Annotated in this window: 18 protein-coding genes; 7 read left to right on the forward strand and 11 right to left on the reverse strand. The window is 73.3% G+C overall.

The features are described 5' to 3' along the window. The first annotated feature begins 72 nt into the window (after positions 1 to 72). Both ABZU69_RS12595 and ABZU69_RS12600 read left to right on the forward strand, forming a co-directional pair. Positions 73 to 2625: a DUF4118 domain-containing protein gene (locus ABZU69_RS12595; RefSeq protein ID WP_354964479.1), complete on the forward strand. Its 2553-nt coding sequence runs from the start codon at positions 73 to 75 to the stop codon at positions 2623 to 2625. After that, positions 2622 to 3302: a response regulator gene (locus ABZU69_RS12600; protein ID WP_354964480.1), complete on the forward strand. Its 681-nt coding sequence runs from the start codon at positions 2622 to 2624 to the stop codon at positions 3300 to 3302. Before ABZU69_RS12595 ends, ABZU69_RS12600 begins: the two co-directional genes overlap by 4 nt. Here the strand turns inward: ABZU69_RS12600 and ABZU69_RS12605 are convergent. Genes ABZU69_RS12605 through ABZU69_RS12615 form a run of 3 tightly spaced genes read right to left on the reverse strand, consistent with a single transcriptional unit; the run spans position 3290 to position 4667 of the window. Next, a complete protein-coding gene (locus tag ABZU69_RS12605) occupies positions 3290 to 3673 on the reverse strand; it encodes an SAV_915 family protein (protein ID WP_354964481.1) in 384 nt (127 codons plus the stop codon). The two genes, ABZU69_RS12600 and ABZU69_RS12605, sit on opposite strands and share 13 nt — an antisense overlap. A 44-nt stretch (positions 3674 to 3717) precedes the next feature. Beyond that, on the reverse strand, positions 3718 to 4221 hold the full coding sequence (locus ABZU69_RS12610) for a universal stress protein (protein WP_354964482.1): 504 nt from the start codon (positions 4219 to 4221) through the stop codon (positions 3718 to 3720). Next, a complete protein-coding gene (locus tag ABZU69_RS12615) occupies positions 4218 to 4667 on the reverse strand; it encodes a hypothetical protein (RefSeq protein WP_354964483.1) in 450 nt (149 codons plus the stop codon). The genes ABZU69_RS12610 and ABZU69_RS12615 overlap by 4 nt, the downstream gene beginning before the upstream one ends. A 166-nt stretch (positions 4668 to 4833) precedes the next feature. On the opposite strand from ABZU69_RS12615, the gene ABZU69_RS12620 reads away from it, so the two are divergent. Beyond that, on the forward strand, positions 4834 to 5589 hold the full coding sequence (locus tag ABZU69_RS12620) for a dienelactone hydrolase family protein (protein ID WP_354964484.1): 756 nt from the start codon (positions 4834 to 4836) through the stop codon (positions 5587 to 5589). A 5-nt stretch (positions 5590 to 5594) separates the two neighbouring features. Here ABZU69_RS12620 and ABZU69_RS12625 read toward each other — a convergent pair whose 3' ends face one another. The 8 genes from ABZU69_RS12625 to ABZU69_RS12660 all read right to left on the reverse strand — a co-directional run bounded on the left by ABZU69_RS12625 (position 5595) and on the right by ABZU69_RS12660 (position 12784). Beyond that, positions 5595 to 6698, reverse strand: a complete 1104-nt coding sequence (locus ABZU69_RS12625; RefSeq protein WP_354964485.1) for an L-dopachrome tautomerase-related protein — start codon at positions 6696 to 6698, stop codon at positions 5595 to 5597. A gap of 103 nt (positions 6699 to 6801) precedes the next feature. After that, on the reverse strand, positions 6802 to 7686 hold the full coding sequence (locus tag ABZU69_RS12630; RefSeq protein WP_354964486.1) for an SMP-30/gluconolactonase/LRE family protein: 885 nt from the start codon (positions 7684 to 7686) through the stop codon (positions 6802 to 6804). Between the two features lie 46 nt (positions 7687 to 7732). Then, complete coding sequence (locus ABZU69_RS12635; protein WP_354964487.1) at positions 7733 to 8674, reverse strand: sugar kinase; 942 nt, start codon at positions 8672 to 8674, stop codon at positions 7733 to 7735. Further along, complete coding sequence (locus tag ABZU69_RS12640) at positions 8671 to 9294, reverse strand: aldolase (protein ID WP_354964488.1); 624 nt, start codon at positions 9292 to 9294, stop codon at positions 8671 to 8673. The genes ABZU69_RS12635 and ABZU69_RS12640 overlap by 4 nt, the downstream gene beginning before the upstream one ends. Positions 9295 to 9305: 11 nt before the next feature. Next, positions 9306 to 10154, reverse strand: a complete 849-nt coding sequence (locus ABZU69_RS12645) for a hypothetical protein (protein ID WP_354964489.1) — start codon at positions 10152 to 10154, stop codon at positions 9306 to 9308. Further along, positions 10148 to 11293 carry a galactonate dehydratase gene (dgoD, locus tag ABZU69_RS12650; RefSeq protein ID WP_354964490.1) on the reverse strand — a complete coding sequence of 382 codons (1146 nt, stop codon included), beginning with the start codon at positions 11291 to 11293 and terminating at the stop codon, positions 10148 to 10150. Before dgoD ends, ABZU69_RS12645 begins: the two co-directional genes overlap by 7 nt. Then, the gene (locus tag ABZU69_RS12655; RefSeq protein WP_354964491.1) at positions 11290 to 12000 is read right to left on the reverse strand and encodes a FadR/GntR family transcriptional regulator; all 711 of its coding nucleotides are present in this window, start codon (positions 11998 to 12000) and stop codon (positions 11290 to 11292) included. The genes dgoD and ABZU69_RS12655 overlap by 4 nt, the downstream gene beginning before the upstream one ends. 37 nt (positions 12001 to 12037) lie before the next feature. Then, entirely contained in the window at positions 12038 to 12784 is a 747-nt protein-coding gene (locus ABZU69_RS12660; RefSeq protein WP_354964492.1) for an SDR family oxidoreductase, read from the reverse strand. A 158-nt stretch (positions 12785 to 12942) separates the two neighbouring features. On the opposite strand from ABZU69_RS12660, the gene ABZU69_RS12665 reads away from it, so the two are divergent. The 4 genes from ABZU69_RS12665 to ABZU69_RS12680 are packed head-to-tail and all read left to right on the forward strand — an operon-like array spanning position 12943 to position 18068. Beyond that, entirely contained in the window at positions 12943 to 14238 is a 1296-nt protein-coding gene (locus ABZU69_RS12665) for an extracellular solute-binding protein (RefSeq protein WP_354964493.1), read from the forward strand. Position 14239: 1 nt separating this feature from the next. Continuing rightward, positions 14240 to 15157 (forward strand): sugar ABC transporter permease, encoded by a 918-nt coding sequence (locus ABZU69_RS12670; protein ID WP_354964494.1) that lies wholly within the window; start codon positions 14240 to 14242, stop codon positions 15155 to 15157. Then, complete coding sequence (locus tag ABZU69_RS12675) at positions 15157 to 15978, forward strand: carbohydrate ABC transporter permease (protein WP_354964495.1); 822 nt, start codon at positions 15157 to 15159, stop codon at positions 15976 to 15978. The genes ABZU69_RS12670 and ABZU69_RS12675 overlap by 1 nt, the downstream gene beginning before the upstream one ends. Continuing rightward, positions 15975 to 18068 carry an alpha-galactosidase gene (locus ABZU69_RS12680; protein WP_354964496.1) on the forward strand — a complete coding sequence of 698 codons (2094 nt, stop codon included), beginning with the start codon at positions 15975 to 15977 and terminating at the stop codon, positions 18066 to 18068. Before ABZU69_RS12675 ends, ABZU69_RS12680 begins: the two co-directional genes overlap by 4 nt. Positions 18069 to 18115: the final 47 nt, after the last annotated feature.

Below are 18115 nucleotides of genomic sequence, written 5' to 3' on the forward strand. Positions count from 1 at the left end.
GTTGGGAAGGGCCCCTTCTTATCGCCAGGCGTTAAGAAGGGGCCCTTCCTTCTAATCGGAGAGGATAGTTTCGTGCCACGCGGAGAACTGCGCATCTATCTCGGGGCCGCCCCCGGCGTCGGCAAGACGTACGCGATGTTGGAGGAGGCCCAGCGGCGGGCCGCGCGCGGCACCGACGTGGTGATCGGCTTCGTGGAGACCCACGGCCGCCAGCGCACCGCGGCCATGCTCGGCGACCTGGAACAGGTGCCCCGCCGCACGATGAACTACCGGGGCGCCGAGTTCACCGAGATGGACCTGGACGCGGTGCTGGCCCGCCGGCCGGAGATCGCGGTGGTCGACGAGCTGGCGCACACCAACGTGCCCGGCTCCCGGCACGACAAGCGCTGGCAGGACGTCCAGGAGCTGCTCGACGCGGGGATCGACGTGCTCTCCACGGTCAACGTGCAGCACCTGGAGTCGGTCAACGACGTCGTCGCCCAGATCACCGGCACCGTTCAGCGGGAGACCCTGCCGGACGAGATTGTCCGCGCCGCCGAGCAGGTCGAGCTGGTCGACATGACCCCCGAGGCACTGCGCCGGCGGATGGCGCACGGCAACATCTACCGCCCCGACAAGATCGACGCCGCGCTGGGCAACTACTTCCGGGTCGGCAACCTCACCGCGCTGCGCGAGCTGGCGCTGCTCTGGCTGGCCGACAAGGTCGACGAGCAACTCGACCGGTACCGCAGTCAGCAGGGCATCGAAACCACCTGGGAGGCCCGGGAACGCGTGGTGGTGGCGCTGACCGGCGGCCCGGAGGGCGAGACGCTGATCCGGCGGGCCGCCCGGGTCGCCGCCCGCAGCAAGGGCGCCGACCTGCTCGCCGTGCACGTGGCCCGCAGCGACGGCCTCGCCGGCGCCGACCCGGCGCAACTGGCCCGGCAGCGGGTGCTGGTGGAGAGCCTCGGCGGCACCTACCACCAGGTACTCGGCACCGACGTGCCGGCCGCGCTGCTGGACTTCGCCCGCGGCGTGAACGCCACCCAGCTGGTGCTCGGTGCCAGCCGCCGGGGCCGCTTCGCGCAGCTGTTCGCCAGGGGCGTCGGCGTGACCACCACCGCGCTCTCCGGCTCGATCGACGTGCACCTGGTCACCCACACCGAGGCCGGCAGGGGACGCCGGGCGGGGGCCGTGCCGGCGGCGCTGTCCCGGCGCCGCCGGTTGCTCGGCTTCGCCCTGGCCGTGCTCGGCGTGCCGCTGCTCACCCTGCTGCTGAGGTCGCTGCCCGACCTGACTCTGACCAACGACATCCTGCTCTTCCTGGTGGCCGTGGTGGCGGTCGCCCTGGTCGGCGGGCTGTGGCCGGCCCTGGTCGCCGCGCTCGGCGGCTCGCTGCTGCTCAACTGGTTCTTCACCCCGCCGTACCGCACGCTGACCATCGCCGAAGCGGACAACCTGCTCGCCCTGGCCGTCTTCGTCGGCGTGGCGCTGGCGGTGAGCTGGATCGTCGACGTGGCGGCGCGGCGGACCCGCGAGGCGGCGCGGGCGGCCGCCGACGCGCAGACCCTCGCCGCCGTCGCCGGTGGTGTGCTGCGCGGCGAACGCCCGCTGCCCGCGCTGCTGGATCAGCTTCGGCAGACCTTCGGGCTGCGCGCCGTGAGCGTGCTGGAGCTGGCCGAGGAGGCCGGTGGTCGCCCGGAACGCGCCCGCGAGGAGCGCGCCTGGTGCGTGGTGGCCAGCGTCGGCGAGCGGCCGGCCTACACGCCGGACGGCGGTGAGACGGCGGTGCCGGTGGACGAGCGGATCACCGTTGTGTTGAGTGGCCGGCGGCTGGAGGCGGCCGACCGGCGGATCGTCGAGGCGTTCGCCGCCCAGGCCGCCGTAGCGCTGCGCCAGGAACGGCTGGCCGAGGAGGCGGCCACCGCCCGGCCGCTGGCCGCGGCGGACCGGATGCGTACCGCGCTGCTCGCCGCGGTGAGCCACGACCTGCGTACGCCGCTGGCGTCGGCGAAGGCGGCCGTGACCAGCCTGCGCAGCCCCGACATCGAGTTCGACGAGCAGGACCGCGCGGAACTGCTGGAGACCGCCGAGGAGTCGCTGGACCGGCTCGCCCGGCTGGTCGGCAACCTGCTGGACATGAGCCGGCTCCAGGCCGGTGTCCTCGGCATCACGGCGAGCGCGATTGGCCTGGAGGACGCCGTACCCCGGGCGCTGGACGAACTCGGCCCACCCGCCGCCGCCGTCGTGACCGACATCCCGGCCGACCTGCCCGCGGCCACCGCCGATCCCGGCCTGCTGGAGCGGGTGCTGGTCAACGTCATCGCGAACGCGCTGCGGTACAGCCCGCCCGGGCAGCCGCCCACCGTGACCGCGAGCGCGCACGCCGGCCAGGTGGAACTGCGGATCATCGACCGTGGGCCGGGCATCCCGGAGGACCAGTGGGAGCACGTCTTCCTGCCGTTCCAACGCCTCGGTGACCGGGACAACCAGACCGGCGTCGGCCTCGGGCTTGCCCTGTCCCGGGGTCTGGCCGAGGCGATGGGTGGCAGCATCAGCCCCGAGACCACCCCCGGCGGTGGGCTCACCATGGTGCTGCGGCTGCCCGCCGCCGCGCAGACCAGCTCGGAGGGGCCGCAGGAATGACGCGCATCCTGGTCGTCGACGACGAACCGCAGATCCTGCGGGCCCTGCGGATCAACCTGCGCGCCCGCCGGTACGACGTGGACGTCGCCGGCACCGGGGCGGCCGCGCTGAAGTCCGCCGCCAGCCACCCGCCCGACCTGGTGGTGCTCGACCTCGGGCTGCCCGACATCGACGGGGTCGAGGTGATTCGCGGGCTGCGGGGCTGGACCGCCGTACCGATCATCGTGCTCTCCGGGCGGGCCGGCAGCGAGGACAAGGTCGCGGCGCTCGACGCCGGCGCGGACGACTACGTCACCAAGCCGTTCGGGGTGGAGGAGCTGCTGGCCCGCATCCGCGCGGTGACCCGGCGGCTCGGCGCGTCAAGTGAGGCGGTACCCGCGCTGCGGATCGGCCAACACACCGTCGACCTTGCCGACCACGCCGTCCGGCGGGACGACGGCACCGAGGTGAAGCTGACCCCCATCCAGTGGAGTGTGCTGGAGAAGCTGCTGCGCCACCCCGGCAAGCTGGTCAGCCAGCGCCAGCTGCTCCAGGACGTGTGGGGGCCGGAGTACCAGAACGAGACCAACTACCTGCGGCAGTACCTGGCCCAGCTGCGGCGCAAGCTGGAGGACGACCCGGCCCGGCCCCGGCATCTCATCACCGAGCCCGGGATGGGCTACCGCTACCGCCCCTGACCGGCGCCCGATCCGGTGCCGACCGGGACCGGGTCGATCATGTCGCGTGGGCCGACAAGCGTGGCTGGTCCCCGGGCCGGCACGGTCGGAGCTGCCCGATCGCCGATGCTCGGGTCCAGCGGCGGCGCCACCAGCAGCGGGTCGACCTGGATCCGGTCGATGCCGAGCGGACGCAGCATGCCGCGCAGCGCCGACTCGCAGAGCTCCTCCCACGCTTGATCGGCGCCCATCGCGGTGACCAGCAACTCGGACCGGGTGAAGGCGATGCCCACCCGCTGACCCTGCGGTGACCGGCCGGTTCGCACCGTCCGCACCATCCGTCCCGGCAGATCCCGCACCGGAACGGCATAGATTATCGGGGCCTCGTCCATGGTCGGGGCGATCCTTTCCGTTCGTGCCGTCGCTCTGGCGACGGTCATCGGCTGAAACGTTCGAGGTCGCGGGCGAAGCGGCGGATCGTCGCGGCCCGCGCCCAGGCCGGCGCGGGGACCGCGATGACCGGCACGGCGGCCCGTTCCACGCAGTACCGGGTGACGTGCCCGCGCGACCGGCCCAACCGTCCCCGTTCTGGGCTGCCGACGACGAGCAGGTCGGACTCCCGGTGCGCGTGGTCGACCAGCACCTGCCCGGCGTACCCCTGTGTCGCCACCAGTCGCACGGCCACGTCCCGGGGCATGCCGCCCAGTGCGGTGTCGAAGACGGTCCGCAGGTAGGCCCGGGCCGCCTGGTCGCACTCGTCCTGCCAGCGCCAGGTCAGCGTGCCGGGCCGCCACGTCGGGGCGAAGACCCACGCCCGCACCGCGTCGAGCTGAGTGCCGTCGCGGCGGGCCAGCTGCACCGCGCGGCGCAGCGCCTGCATCCCGGCGAACGACCGGTCGACGCCCACCACGATCCGCGGGGCGATGGCTGTGCGGCTCATGCTGCGGGCACCGCCCAGGCCGGAGCGTCGCGTACGACGCGCGGATCCGCCGGCGTGGCCAGGTCGAGCGCGCGGAGGATGAAATGCGCCACCACGACCTCCACCCCGGCGCGACGTCGCAGGTCGGCCACGGCCCGGTGCAGCACGGTGATGCTGTCGGCGGAGAACCGCACCACGGCGTCCACGTCGGCCGCGATCCACCACGCGGCGACCACGCACGGCTCGTGCCGCAGGTACTCCACCAGGTGACTGCCGGGCGCGGACGAGCCGAGTCGGACGCTGACCAGCGCCTCGTGCCGGCGTTCGGGCTCGTCCGACCCGGTCGTGCGAGGTTCCGCCAGCGGGCCGGGGCGGTCGTCACGTGGTGTGCCGTCCCGGGCCGACGGTGTCTCGGTGCCGGCCGGCAGGTGTCCCCGTTCCCAGCGCGTCATCCGCCAAGGGCTCATGGACCCATCGTCACCAGTCGGCGACGGCGGACCGCCCGTCGATACGCCGTTCTGACGGGCCACCGCCAATCCTTGACGTCCTGTTCACGCCGACTGCCGGTGGGGCGACCTGACCTGACGGGTAGCGTTCCTGACGGACCGACGGTGGGCGTACGAGGAGGACCTGGTGCAGACGACGACGGTGGACATCCCGACCGGCGACGGGGTGGCGGATGCCTGCCTCACCCGGCCGGACGGGGACGGCCCGTTCCCGGCGGTGCTGCTCTTCCAGGACGCCTTCGGCCCGCGCCCGCGCCTGGTGGAGATGGCGGAGCGGATCGCCGCCCGGGGCTACCTGGTGCTGACGCCCCATCTGTTCCACCGTGCCGGCCGCGCGCCGCTGTTCGACCTGTCCCGCCTCGGCGAGGCGGACCAGCGCGGCGCGATCTTGGAGAAGATCATGCCGCTGGTCAGGGGGTTGACCGCCGACGTGATCAGCCGGGACACGGCGGCCTACCTCGACTTCCTGGCGGCCCGCGACGACGTGCGGCCCGGCCCCGTGGCGGTCACCGGCTACTGCATGGGCGGCACGAACGCGCTGCGGGCCATCGAGGCGCACCCGGACCGGATCGCCGCGGCGGCGAGCTTCCACGGCGGACGGATTGTCACCGACGCGCCGGACAGCCCCCACCTGGGCGTCGGTTCGATCACCGGCGAGGTGTACTTCGGGCACGCCGACGAGGATCAGTCGATGACGCCCGAGCAGATCGCGACGCTGGAGAAGGCGCTCGACGCGGCCGGCGTCCGGTACCGCTCCGAGGTGTACGCGGGCGCGCACCACGGCTACACCATGGCGGACAGCGCCGCGTACGACGAGCCGGCCACCGAGCGGCACTGGGTGGCCCTGTTCGACCTGCTGGACCGGGCGCTGCCGATCGGCTGACCCGGTCAGCGGCGCAGGAGCACCGGCCCGGCGTCGATCCGGGTGCGGAACAGCGCGTACGGCCGGCGCCGCAGGTCCTGCCCCCGCTGGTACTGCGGTTGCCGATGCAGCTGGTTGGCGGTCACGTAGAGGTACCCGTCGGCGGCCACCGACATGGTGTCCGGCCAGAGCAGTCGAGGGTCGTGGACCACGGTCTCGTACTCGCCGTCCGGCCGCCGGCGCAGCACCGCGTTGTGCTCGTACGAGGTCAGGTAGAGCCGCCCGGCGTCGTCGGTCTCCAGCCCGTCCGACGCGGTGCCCTTGTCACCCTCGTCGACCACGGTCGCCGCGACCGCCTCCTGGGTGACCCCGGGGTCGGCCAGGGCCTCGGTGGACACGCTGTACCAGCGCCGGGACGCCAGTGGGCAGTAGTGCAGCCGGGTGCCGTCGGCCGAGATGGCGATGCCGTCGGCGCCCATGCCCACCGGGTTCGGCGGCCCGTCCGCCGGCCGCTCGAGGAAGGGCCGGCCCTCGACCACCGGGCGGAACGTCGTCAGCGGCTCCGCTTTGGTGGACGGGTGGTCGTGCAGCCGTCGCCAGGAGGCCCCACTGGCCAGGTCCACCACGATGATCCCGTTCGGCCCGGTGCTCGCCGAGTCGGTGATGTACGCGACCCCCGACTCGCCCCGCCGCAGATCGAAGCGGACGTCGTTGAGGTACGTCGTGGGCAGCGCCACGTCCGGCGGGAACGTGATCACCTGGGCCACCCGGTCGGTGTCCAGGTCGATCCGGACCATTTTCGGCCCGCCCGGCTTCGTCGGCTGGAACATCGGGCTGCCGGTGTCCAGCACCCAGAGTCGGTCGGCCGGGTCCACCACGATGCCCTGCACCGAGACGAACGCGCCCGCGTCGTCGTCGCCCGACGGGTCGTTCCACGGCTGGTCGGGGTAGGGCGCCTCCCGGCCGTCGCGCAGCTCGACGACGGTGGCCGGCACCTCGTCGCCCCACTTCGGGAAGTTGACGAAGATCCGGCCCCGGTGCGAGACGCTCACGCCGGTCGGCATCGGGCCGGTGAAGGTGTGCACCAGCTCCAGCTCGCCGAGCGGCTCGTCGCCGACCGGCCCGTTCATGACGCCCGCCGCGCGGATCTCATCGCCTCGCCCCCTGCCGGTCGGTCGGGCCCACGCCGACCGAGGGTGGTCATTCCCGCCCCGGCGTCCGATATGCCTCCAGTCAGCCGTCGCCCGGCGTGGCGGCGAGCGCGGTGGGCAGGCCGGGGACCGGGACGTCGACCGCGAGCATCGCGCCGTCCAGTGGTCCGGCCGGCGCGAGCCCGTACCGGGCGGTGCCGATGAAGAGCCGGCGCAAATCGGGGCCGCCCAGGCAGATGCCGGCCGGCTGGGTCGCCGGGAGTCGGATCTCCCGGTCCAGCGTGCCGTCCGGTCGGTAGCGGCGTACCGCCGAGCCGCCCCACAGCGCGACCCAGAGGTGACCCGCCGCGTCGACCGTCATCCCGTCCGGGCCGCCTTCGGAGGTGGTCAGCCGCAGGAACGGCTCCCGCCCGTGCAGGGCACCGGTGTGCGGGTCGACGCTGAACCGGTCGACTTCGCCGCGCGGCGAGTCGGCCAGGTACATGGTGGTGCCGGCGGCGTCGAAGGCCGGACCGTTCGGCACCGTCAACCCGGTGATGGCCGGCACCGGCGCCGCGCCGGGAGCCAGCCGGTACAACGTGCCCCCACCAGGCACCCCGGCGTACGTCATGCTGCCCGCCCAGAACCGGCCGTGCGGGTCGGCGACCGCGTCGTTCATCCGGGCCGGCTCGGGCCCGCCGGCGACCAGGTCGGCGACCGGCCGGGGGTCACCGGTGGCGGGCAGCAGCGCGACGCCGGTGCCGGCGGCGGCGAGCCAGGCGCCGGGGCTGCCGGCCACCGGGGCGACCGCGCCCAGTGGGACGTCCAGCCGGCGCAGCTCCCGCAGCGGGCCCGGCCGGTCGCCGTCGGTCTCCAGCAGCCGCCCGGCCAGCAGGTCGACCAGGACCAGGCGGCCGGCCACCCAGCGCAGCCCCTCGCCCAGCTCCAACCGGTCCGTGCTCCACGCGGTCGGTTCGGTCAGCTCCATCTCGCTCCTCCAACGAATCTTCTCCGGCGGTCGGCCGTACCGGCGCTCAACGCACGGTGCCGCCGGGCCCGTGGTCGAGCAGCGCCAGCTCGGCCCGGTCGGGCAGGCCCTCCCAGTCACCCCGGGTGGCCACCGCGAACGCGCCGGTGGTGACCGCCCGGTCCAGCCGGGCCGGTGCGTCGGCCCCGTCCAGCCAGGCGGAGAGCAGCCCGGCCACGAAGGCGTCGCCGGCGCCGACGGTGTCCACCACCGGCACCACGCGGGCGGGGCGGTGCACGGTGCCGAGCGCACTGTGGCTGGTGGCCCCGTCGGCGCCGTGCTTCACCACGACCTCGGTCACGCCGGCCGCCCGGAGCGCCGCGACCGGGTCGGCGGCGTCGGTCAGCACGGCCAGTTCGTCGTCGGAGGCGACCACCAGGTCGATCGAGGGCAGCAGCGGCCGTAGCGCGGCGGCGGCCTCGGCGATGGACCAGAGCCGGTGCCGGTGGTTGACGTCCAGGCAGACGGTGCTGCCCGCCGCGCGGGCGAGCCGCACGGCCGCCACGACGGCCTGGTACGGCTCGGCACCCAGCGCGCAGGTGATGCCGGTGACGTGCAGCAGCCGGGGCGGTGGCCGTGTCGGGTCGAAGGCGGGGGTGACGTCGGCGGGGCGCAGCCGGGAACCGGCCGACCCGGTGCGGTGGTAGGTGACCCGGTTGATGTCGGCGACCCGGGATTCGAAGAGGATCAGCCCGGTGGGGGCCGTCGGGTCCACCCGGGACCAGGTCAGGTCAACGCCCTCGGCGCGCAGCGTGCGGCGGATCAGCTCGCCGGGCTCGTCGGCGCCGGTGACCCCGACCCAAGCGGCCCGGTGGCCGAGCCGGGCCAGGCCGATGGCCACGGTCGACTCGGACCCGGCGACCGAGATCCCGGCGGTGCCGCCCAGCCGCAGGGGGCCGGTGGCGCGGAAGGCCGCCATCGTCTCGCCCAGGGTGAGCAGGTCGGTCACGCTCGGACCGCAGCCAGGAAGACGGCGGCGCGCTCGCGCAGCGCCGCCGGGTCGCCGCCGCGGACGGCGTCGCCGAGCAGCGGGGAGCCGACGCCGACCGCGACGGCCCCCCGGTCGAGGTAGCGCCGCGCGCCGTCGGCGTCAACCCCGCCGACCGGCACGAACGCGATGCCGGGGAACGGGTCGCGCAGCGCGCCGAGGTAGTCGGGCCCGCCCAGCGAGGCCGCCGGGAAGAGCTTGATCGCGGTGGCTCCGCCGCTGCTGGCCTGCACCACCTCGCTGGGGGTGAGCGCGCCGGCCAGCACCGGCAGTCCGAGCCGGCCGCCCTCGGCGAGGCTCGGCGCCAACGCCGGGGTGACCAGGAAGCCGGCGCCGGCGTCGGCCGCCGCGCGGGCGTCCTCGGCGCTGAGCACGGTGCCCGCGCCCAGGGCGAAGTCCGGCCCGAGGGCGGCTCGGGCCCGCCGGATGGTGCCGAGCGCGTCGGCCCCGGTCAGCGAGACCTCGACCAGCGCGACGCCGCTCTCGGCCAGGGTGAGCACCGCCGACAGCGCGGCGGCCGGGTCGGGGCCGCGGACGATGGCCAGCAGTCGGTGGGTACGCAGTTCGTCGAGCAGGTTCATCGCGGGCGTCCTTACCGGAAGCGGTGGGCGGAGAGGGCGAGCCGCCAGGCGACCTCACCGGCGGGCGGAACGACCGCCGCGTCGGACGGACCGGCATCGGCCAGGTCGAAGGCGGCGCCGAGCATCGGTTCGACACCGATGCTGCGGTAGGGCGTGGTGGCGGGCCAGCCGCCCAGGTTGCGCCAGAGCGCGGTGCTGCGGGGTTGGTCGGCGCACTCCAGCTCCAGGGTCAGCCGGTCGGCGCCGTCGGTCACCTGAACCCGGGGGCAGTCGAGCAGCACCGCACCGAGCGCGGTGCCGTCGTCCGGGCCGAGGGTGTCCAGCGCCAGCCCGGCCGGCGCGGGCCAGGGCCCGGTCAGCCAGGGGCTGCCGGCGGGCCAGGTGCCCGGGGACAGCAGAGCGGCGGCCTCCGGGTGCAGCCGGGTCGGAGTGCCGGCCGGCGCGTCGAGACGGGCCTCGGGGGAGAGGTCGAGCAGGGCGTGCGCCGCCCACACGAACCGGTGGCCGGGCTCAGCGGCCAGCCGGTAGTCGGCCACCACCACGCCGTCCCGGTCGGTGATCCGGCGGGTCAACGTGAACGTGGGGCGTTCGATGACCACCGTTCCGGGACCGGCTGTCCGCCACGGCCGGGACCACACCTCGCCGTGGTCGGGCCGGCCGCGCACGGTGGGCAGGCACTCCTCCAGCCCGCCGGCGTCGATGAACGCGGCGTCGGGGCGTACCTCGTGCCGGCCGGTTTCCGACCCCCGCCAGAGCCACTCCCGGCCGCCGCCGCGCAGGCTGGTCCACCGGCCGCCTCGTGCCGCGTCGTACGCCACCCGCACCGGCACCGGCACGGGCCCGGCCGCCCCGGTCACCATTCGGCGAACGACCCGTCGCGGTGCTGCCAGACCGGGTTCCGCCAGGTGTGTGGGGTACGAGCGGCCTGCCGCACCGCCGCCTCGTCGACCGTGATGCCCAGGCCGGGCCGGTCCAGCCGGGCGATGTGCCCGTCCACGAACCGGAACGGCTCCGGGTCGACCAGGTAGTCCAGCAGCTCGGAGCCGGAGTGGTAGTGGATGCCGATGCTCTGCTCCTGGATCAGGAAGTTCGGCGTCGCGAAGGCCACCTGGAGGCTGGCCGCCAGGGAGATCGGGCCGAGCGGGCAGTGCGGGGCCAGCAACGCGCCGTACGTCTCGGCCAGCGCGGCGATCCGGCGCACCTCGGAGATCCCGCCGGCGTGTGACAGGTCCGGCTGGACCACGGCGACCCCGGCCTGCAACGGGCCGAGGAACTCGGAGCGGCCGTAGAGCCGTTCCCCGGTGGCCACCGGGATCGGCGTACCGGCGATGATGTCGCGCAGGTGGTGGGCCTGGTCGGGCAGGACCGGTTCCTCCACGAAGAACGGACGCAGGGGGGCCAGCTCGGGCAGGATCCGGCGGATCGCGGCCAGCCCGGCCCGGCCGTGGAAGTCCAGTGCGATGTCCCGGTCGGGGCCGAGCACCTCCCGGGCTGCGGCGACCCGGCCGATCACCGCGTCCACCTCGGCGGAGGTGGGGATGGCGGACAGTCTCCCGCAGGCGTTCATCTTGACCCCGGTGAGACCGGCGGCGGCCTGCGCGGCAGCGGCGTCGGCCACCTCGTCGGGCTCGTCCCCGCCGATCCAGGAGTAGATGCGCACCCGGTCCCGGACGGCCCCACCGAGGAGGGCGTGCACCGGTGCGCCGTACGCCTGCCCGGCGATGTCCCAGAGCGCCTGGTCGAGGCCGGCGACCGCGCTGGAGAGGATCGGGCCACCGCGGTAGAAGCCGCCCTTGGTGAGCACCTGCCAGTGCTGCTCGATCCGGAGTGGATCCTCGCCGATCAGGTATTCGGAGAGCACCTCGACCGCGCTGCGCACCACCTCGGCGCGCCCCTCGACGACGGGCTCACCCCACCCGACCAGCCCGTCGTCGGTCTCCACCCGGCAGAACAACCACCGTGGCGCGACCAGGAAGGTCTCGATCCGCTCGATCTTCACTGACTGCCCCTCTGTCCCCGTGCCTTCTCGACGTCCCGGACGGCCTTGTCCAGCAACTCACGCATGGCGGTCTCGGTCGCCGTCTCGTCGCGTGCCCGCAGCGCGTCGACCACGGCGCGGTGGCTGGGCACCGGGTCGTCGTGTGACGCGCCGCCGTGCACCAGCCGGTCCCGCTCGGCGAGCCCGGTCTCCATCACCACCTCCATGCGCTCCAGCAGCTCGTTGTGGGTGGCGGCGAGCAGCGCGCGGTGGAAGGAGAGGTCGGCGGCGACGGCGGCGGCGGGGTCGCCGTTGGCCTCGGCCATCTCGACCAGCGCCCGGTCGAGCGCGGCGATGTCGTCCTCGGTGGCCCGGGTGGCGGCCAGCCGCGCGGCGGCCGGCTCGATGATGGCGCGGACCTCGTGCAGCTGGTCGAGCAGGCGCTCGTGGGGGCCTTCGGCGAACTGCCAGCGGATCACGTCACCGTCGAGCAGGTTCCAGTCCGCCCGCGGCCGGACGAAGGTGCCGCGCTTCTGCCGGGCGTCGACGATGCCCTTGGCCGAGAGAACCTTCAGCGCCTCGCGCAGCGCCGTCAGGCTGACGTCGAACTCCTCCTGCAGCGCGACGATGTTCAGGGTCGCCCCGGCGGGGATCTCACCGGTGAGGATGCGGCGGGCGATGGCTTCGACGGTCTGCCCGTGGACGCCGCGGCGTGCGTACTGTGCCAATGCTCTCCTGGCCTTCTCGCTGGTCGGTATCGATCTCTCAGGCCGAGGCTTTCACCGCGGTCCAGCCACCGTCCACCACCAGGCTCGCGCCGGTGACGTAGGCGGCGTCCGGTGAGGCGAGGAAGGCCACCGTCGCGGCCACCTCGTCCGGCGTGCCGAACCGCTTCGCCACGGTCTCCGCGACGCTGCGTCGACGGTCCTCTTCGGACACTTCGGCCCAGGCGTCGGTGAGGATCGGCCCGGGGAGCACGGTGTTGACCCGCACCTGTGGGCCGTACTCCACGGCGAGCTGGCGGCCGAGCGCGACGAGGCCGCCCTTGGCCGCGGCGTACGCGGGTCGCCCGGGCAGCCCGACCAGCGCGTGCACCGAGGAGATCAGCACCACCGAGCCCGCGCGTGCCCGCAGATCGTCCAGACAGGCGCGTACGCCGAGGAACGAGCCGGTGAGGCTGACCCCGAGCTGGTGGTCCCAGGACTGTCGGCTGGTCTCGTGTGCCGGGGCGACCTGCACGGCGTACGCGGTGCTGACCAGGATGTCCACCGGGCCGAGGCTGCCGTGCACCGCCGCCACGGCGGCTGACCAGTCGGCCTCATCGCTGACATCGCCCATTACGGACAGTGCTCGGTCGCCCCGGGCGGTCAGCTCGTCGGCCAGCGGGGTCGAGTCGGCCACGTCGAGCAGCGCGACTGCCGCTCCCTCGGCGGCGAGTCGTCGGGCGATGGCTGCGCCGATCCCGCCCATCGCGCCGGTGACCAGCGCGTTCTTGCCCTCAAGCCGGCGCATAAGCTGATCCACCTGACCCTCGCCTTGGTCTCATCTAATCATTAATTACGAAGATATCTTGACAGCCGCCGAGGGTCGATGCAACCTTCTGGTCACACCATTCACATGGCCGACACATTGCGCCGTGACGCTACGTGTCGTAGAGGAAGGACACCCCCGTGAGCGACTTCGACCCCGGTCGCCGGCGATTCCTTGGCCACCTCGGGCTCGCCGGCCTGGGCGCCCTCGGCGCCAGCTCGTTCCTCAGCGCGTGCGCCAGCTCCGCGAGCGGGCCGACGGCGGGCAACGGCTCCGGCGCGGTCACCATCCAGTCCAACCTCTCCTCGCCGCAGGCCAAGGCGGCGATGGAGAAGCTGATCGCGAACTTCAACGCGCAGGGCAAGGGCACGGCGAGCCTCAACACGATCGCCTCGGAGACCTTCCGGACCCAGCTGCCGACGTACCTGACCTCGGCCAACCCGCCGGACCTCTACACCTGGTACGCGGGCTCGGTCGCCAACGACTACGCCAGCCGCAACCTCCTGCTGGACGTCTCCGACGTCTGGAAGTCGCTGGGCGACTACCCCCAGTCGCTACGCACCCTCTCCACCGACGCCAGCGGCAAGCAGGTCTTCGTGCCGATGAACAACTACTGGTGGGGCTTCTTCTACCGCAAGTCCAACTTCGCCAAGTGGGGCGTGCGGGAGCCGAAGACCTGGACCGAGTTCCTGGCGCTGTGCGAGACGCTGAAGAGCAAGGGCATCCCGCCCATCGGCATCGGTCTCGGCGACACCCCGTGGGTGGCGTCCGCCTGGTTCGACTACCTCAACATCCGGATCAACGGCGCTCCGTTCCACCGCGAGCTGCTCGCCGGCAAGCAGCGCTTCGACGACCCCAGGGTCAAGGCTGTCTTCACCCGCTGGCGCGAGGCCCTGCCCTACTTCGACCCCAAGGGCAAGGCCTACCCGTTCCAGGAGGCGACCACTGCCCTGCTGGCCGGCAAGACCGGCATGTTCCTGATCGGCACCTTCTTCGCCGACGCGGCGCCCAAGGATGCTCTCGGCGACCTGGACTTCTTCCAGTTCCCGATCATCGACCCGGCGGTGCCGGTGGCCGAGGAGGCCCCGACCGACGGCTTCTTCGCCAGCGCCAAGACCGCCAACTCCACCGGCACCAAGGCTCTGCTCACCTACCTGGCCGGCGTCGAGGCGCAGGAGGCGTACGTCAAGGCCAGCTCCGGAATCGTGCTGCCGGCCAACCCGAAGGCCAAGGCGTCCGACTCGCCGCTCGTGGTCAAGGGCAAGGCGATGCTCGACGGCGCCAAGGAGCTGACCCAGTTCTTCAACCGCGACTCCAGCGACGCGCTCCAGCCGACCGCGGACACCGCGCTGACCAAGTTCATGGACAAGCCGGACCAGATCGACGCGATCCTGCGGGAGTGGCAGAGCGGCTCCGAGAAGGTCTTCAAGGGCTGACGTGACAGCAACGATCTCCACGACTTCGGTCACCCCCACCCGGCGGCGGCGACGGTCGGCTCGACTGTCGCCGCTGCTGGTGGCGTTCGTCCTCGTACCGTTCCTGGTCGAGAGCGTCTGGGTCTTCTGGCCGGCGATCCAGGGCTTCTGGTTCTCCCTCACCCGCTGGGACGGCATGTCGCCGCCCACCTTCGTCGGCGTCGACAACTACGTGGAGATGGCCGGCGACGCCACCTTCCGGGGCGCGCTGCTCAACACGGTGATCTGGCTGGTCCTCTTCGGCGGCCTCTCCGTGCTGGGCGGCTTCGGCATGGCGCTGGTCCTGCAACGGGAACGGCGCGGGGTCGGCTTCTACCGGGCCGCGCTGTTCACCCCGGTGGTCTTCTCGCTGGTGGTGACCGCGCTGGTCTGGCGGGTCTTCTACCAACCCGACGGGCTGCTCGACTCGTTCCTGCGGTCGGTCGGCTTGGAGCAGCTGATCCGGCCCTGGCTCGCCGACCCGCAGACCGCGCTGTACGCGGTGATCCTGCCCGCGCTGTGGCGGCAGATCGGGTACGTGATGGTGCTGTTCCTGGCCGGGCTGAAGGCGATCGACCCGGCGCTGCACGAGGCGGCCCGGATGGACGGCGCCAACGCCTGGCAGCGGCTGCGGCACGTGACCATCCCCCAGCTCAAGGGGGTCAACGCCGTCGTGCTCTCGGTCATCGTGATCGACTCGCTGCGGTCGTTCGACATCGTCTGGTCGCTGACCAAGGGCGGGCCGTACCACTCGTCGGAGCTGCTCAGCACCTACATGTACTCGACCGCGTTCCAGAGCCTGCGCCTGGGCTACGCCTCCGCGATCGCCGTCGTGATCTTCGTGCTGGCGCTGGCGGTCATCCTCGGCTACCTGATCCGCGCGTTCCGGGAGGAAGCGTGATGAACAAGCTCCGCACCGGGGCCTTCCACACCGGCATGATTCTGCTCTCGCTGCTCTGGCTGGGCCCGGTGCTCTGGGTCGTGGTGATGTCCACCCGGTCGTTCGACGACATCGCCGCGCACGGGGTCGGCAGCCTGCCCCGCTCGTTCACCCTGGACACCTACCGACAGGCGTGGACCGACGGCGGCGAGCTGCGCGCGCTCATCAACAGCATGCTGGTCACCATCCCGTCGGTGGCGCTGAGCCTGGGGCTGGCCGCGATGGCCGCGTTCGCGCTGAGCCGCTTCCGGATCCCCGGCCGCCGGACCATCCTGCTGCTGATGCTCGCCGGCAACCTCCTGCCACCGCAGATCCTGCTCATCCCGGTGGCCAAGTTCAGCGAGCTGACCGGCCTGTACGACACGCTGTGGGCGCTGATCGCGGTGCAGGTCGGCTTCGGGCTCGGCTTCTACACCTTCGTCCTGCACGGCTTCATGCGGGACCTGCCGGGTGAGATCCAGGAGGCGGCCACGATCGACGGTGCCGGCACGGCGCAGATCTTCACCCGGGTGATGCTGCCGCTGACCAGGCCCGCGCTGGCCGCGCTCGGGGCGCTCTCCTTCACCTGGATCTTCAACGACCTGCTCTGGGCGATCACCGTGCTGCGCACCGACGACAACATGCCGGTCACCCCGGCACTGCTCGGCCTCCAGGGTCAGTTCGTCTCGTCCTGGAACGTCATCGCCGCCGGCACGGTCATCGCGGCCGTACCCACCGTCGCGGTCTTCCTGCGCTTCCAGCGGCACTTCGTCTCCGGCCTGGCGCTCGGGGCGGTCAAGTGACCGCCCCCGCGCCGGGCGGGCAGCGCTGGACGCTGCGCGGCGCGCACACCGAGTACACCGTGACCGTGCCGGCGCACGGCCGCTGGCTGGAGCTTGTCGCGTGGGGTCCGCACGGCGTCTCCGACGGCCCCTCCCCGGTCGCCTACGACGGCCCGGTGCCGTTCCTCACCGCCGGGGACGCCGCCCCGATCGAGTACGCGACCGACGCCGACCGGCCGTTCACCGGCGCCGACCTGGTGGTGGAGACGGCCAGCGGGGAGCGCCGGGTGGGCTTCGGCCACACCGACGTGCGGGTCGACGCCGACCAGCGGGAGCTGGCGGTCGGTTTCGCCGACCCGGTGACCGGGCTGCGGGCCACCGTGCACTACCGGGTGCCCGCCGGCACAGACGTGGTGCAGCGGTGGGTCGAGCTGACCAACGAGGGCAGCGGTCCGCTGCGGGTCGTGCGGGCCGGGTCGGCCGGGTTCTGTGTGCCGACGCCGCACGGCGCGCTGCTCAGCCACCAGTGGGGGCAGTGGGCGCAGGAGTTCCAGCTCTCCCACGTCGAGCTGGGCCACGGCACGTTCACCATCGGCAGCTCGCAGGGCGTACCCGGGCACCTGCACGTTCCCTGGCTGGCCGTGCGGGACACCGCCGAGCCGGCCGGCCCCACCTGGGGGACGGCGCTGGCCTGGACCGGCTCGTGGGAGATCAGCGCCGAGCGGGACACCGGCGGCCTGACCCGGGTCCGCGCCGGCCGCCAGTTGGTCGACGGCCCGCTGGAGCTGGCCCCCGGCGACCGGCTGACCCTGCCGATGGTTACCGGGGCGTACAGCCCGGACGGCCTGGACGGCCTGGCCCGGGTCTGGCACACCCACCAGCGGCTGCTCGCCGGGGAGCGGCTGACGCCGCGCCCGGTGCTCTACAACTCGTGGGAGGCCACCTACTTCGCGGTCGAGGCGAAGAGCCAGTTGGCGCTCGCCGAGATCGCCGCCGAGCTGGGCGTGGAGACGTTCGTGGTGGACGACGGCTGGTTCGTCGGCCGCGACGACGACACCGCCGGGCTGGGCGACTGGACGCCGGATCCGGCGAAGTTCCCGGCCGGGTTCGACGCGTTCATCGCCGACGTCCGCGCGCTCGGGCTGAACTTCGGGCTCTGGGTCGAGCCGGAGTGCGTCAACCCACGGTCCCGGCTCTACGCCGAGCACCCGGAGTGGGTCTACTCCGTCCACGGCCGTCCGCTCACCCCCGTACGCAACCAGTACCTGCTCGACCTGGGCCGGCCGGAGGTCGCCGAGTTCGTCCACTCCACCGTGGACGGTCTGCTCCGCCGGTACGACATCGACTACCTGAAGTGGGACTTCAACCGGCCGCGTACCGAGCCGGGGCGCCCGGGCGGGGTCGGCCCGCTCGACCTGGACGGCGCGCACGTGACCAACCTGCACCGGATCTACGAGCGGTTGCGCCGGAACCACCCCGGCGTGCTGATCGAGGCGTGTGCCGGCGGGGGCGCGCGGACCGACCTGGCGATGGCCGCCCGCGCCGACGTGTTCTGGCCCAGCGACAACACCGGCCCGCTGGACCGGCTGGCCATCCAGTACGGCTTCCTGCACGCCAACGCCCCGCACCTGCTCAGCTCCTGGGTCACCGACGCGCCCGGCCTCTTCGATCCGCGTCCGCGCTCGCTGGCGTTCCGGTTCGTGCTCGCGATGGCCGGCGTGCTCGGCATCGGCGCGGACATCCGGGCCTGGAGCGCCGCCGAGCGGGCCGAGGCGGCCGGCTGGATCGCCCGGTACAAGGAGATCCGGGACGTCGTCACGTACGGCGAGGCGCACCTGATCGGCGGCCCCGACCAGGCTCGCTGTGCGGTGCAGTACACCGCGCCGGACGAGCGCCGGGTGGTCGTGCTGGCCTGGCACACCGGCCGGCTCGACGGCGCTGGCCTGCTCCCGTCCCGCCCGGTCCGGCTGCCATTGCGGGGCCTCGACCCGGCCGCCCGCTACCGGCACGGCGACCGGCACTACTCCGGCAGCCACCTCAGCTCGGTCGGCCTGCCGGTGCACTGGAGCGCGACCCACGACGCCGACCTCATCGTGCTGCGCCGCGACTGAGGCCGGGGCACCACCGCACCCCACCCCCGAGGGACAGGAGTACCCCC

The sequence above is a fragment of the Micromonospora sp. NPDC005206 genome (genome assembly GCF_040608175.1).
Taxonomy (GTDB): Bacteria; Actinomycetota; Actinomycetes; order Mycobacteriales; family Micromonosporaceae; genus Micromonospora.

What these genes read in the sequence shown, in the direction of transcription:
- ABZU69_RS12615 (WP_354964483.1), bottom strand. Translation starts at nt 4,667, where the DNA reads ATGAGCCCTTGGCGGATGACGCGCTGGGAACGGGGACACCTGCCGGCC.
- ABZU69_RS12600 (WP_354964480.1), top strand. Translation starts at nt 2,622, where the DNA reads ATGACGCGCATCCTGGTCGTCGACGACGAACCGCAGATCCTGCGGGCC.
- ABZU69_RS12675 (WP_354964495.1), top strand. Translation starts at nt 15,157, where the DNA reads ATGAACAAGCTCCGCACCGGGGCCTTCCACACCGGCATGATTCTGCTC.
- ABZU69_RS12625 (WP_354964485.1), bottom strand. Translation starts at nt 6,698, where the DNA reads ATGAACGGGCCGGTCGGCGACGAGCCGCTCGGCGAGCTGGAGCTGGTG.
- ABZU69_RS12605 (WP_354964481.1), bottom strand. Translation starts at nt 3,673, where the DNA reads ATGGACGAGGCCCCGATAATCTATGCCGTTCCGGTGCGGGATCTGCCG.
- ABZU69_RS12630 (WP_354964486.1), bottom strand. Translation starts at nt 7,686, where the DNA reads ATGGAGCTGACCGAACCGACCGCGTGGAGCACGGACCGGTTGGAGCTG.
- ABZU69_RS12645 (WP_354964489.1), bottom strand. Translation starts at nt 10,154, where the DNA reads ATGGTGACCGGGGCGGCCGGGCCCGTGCCGGTGCCGGTGCGGGTGGCG.
- ABZU69_RS12660 (WP_354964492.1), bottom strand. Translation starts at nt 12,784, where the DNA reads ATGCGCCGGCTTGAGGGCAAGAACGCGCTGGTCACCGGCGCGATGGGC.
- ABZU69_RS12640 (WP_354964488.1), bottom strand. Translation starts at nt 9,294, where the DNA reads ATGAACCTGCTCGACGAACTGCGTACCCACCGACTGCTGGCCATCGTC.
- ABZU69_RS12610 (WP_354964482.1), bottom strand. Translation starts at nt 4,221, where the DNA reads ATGAGCCGCACAGCCATCGCCCCGCGGATCGTGGTGGGCGTCGACCGG.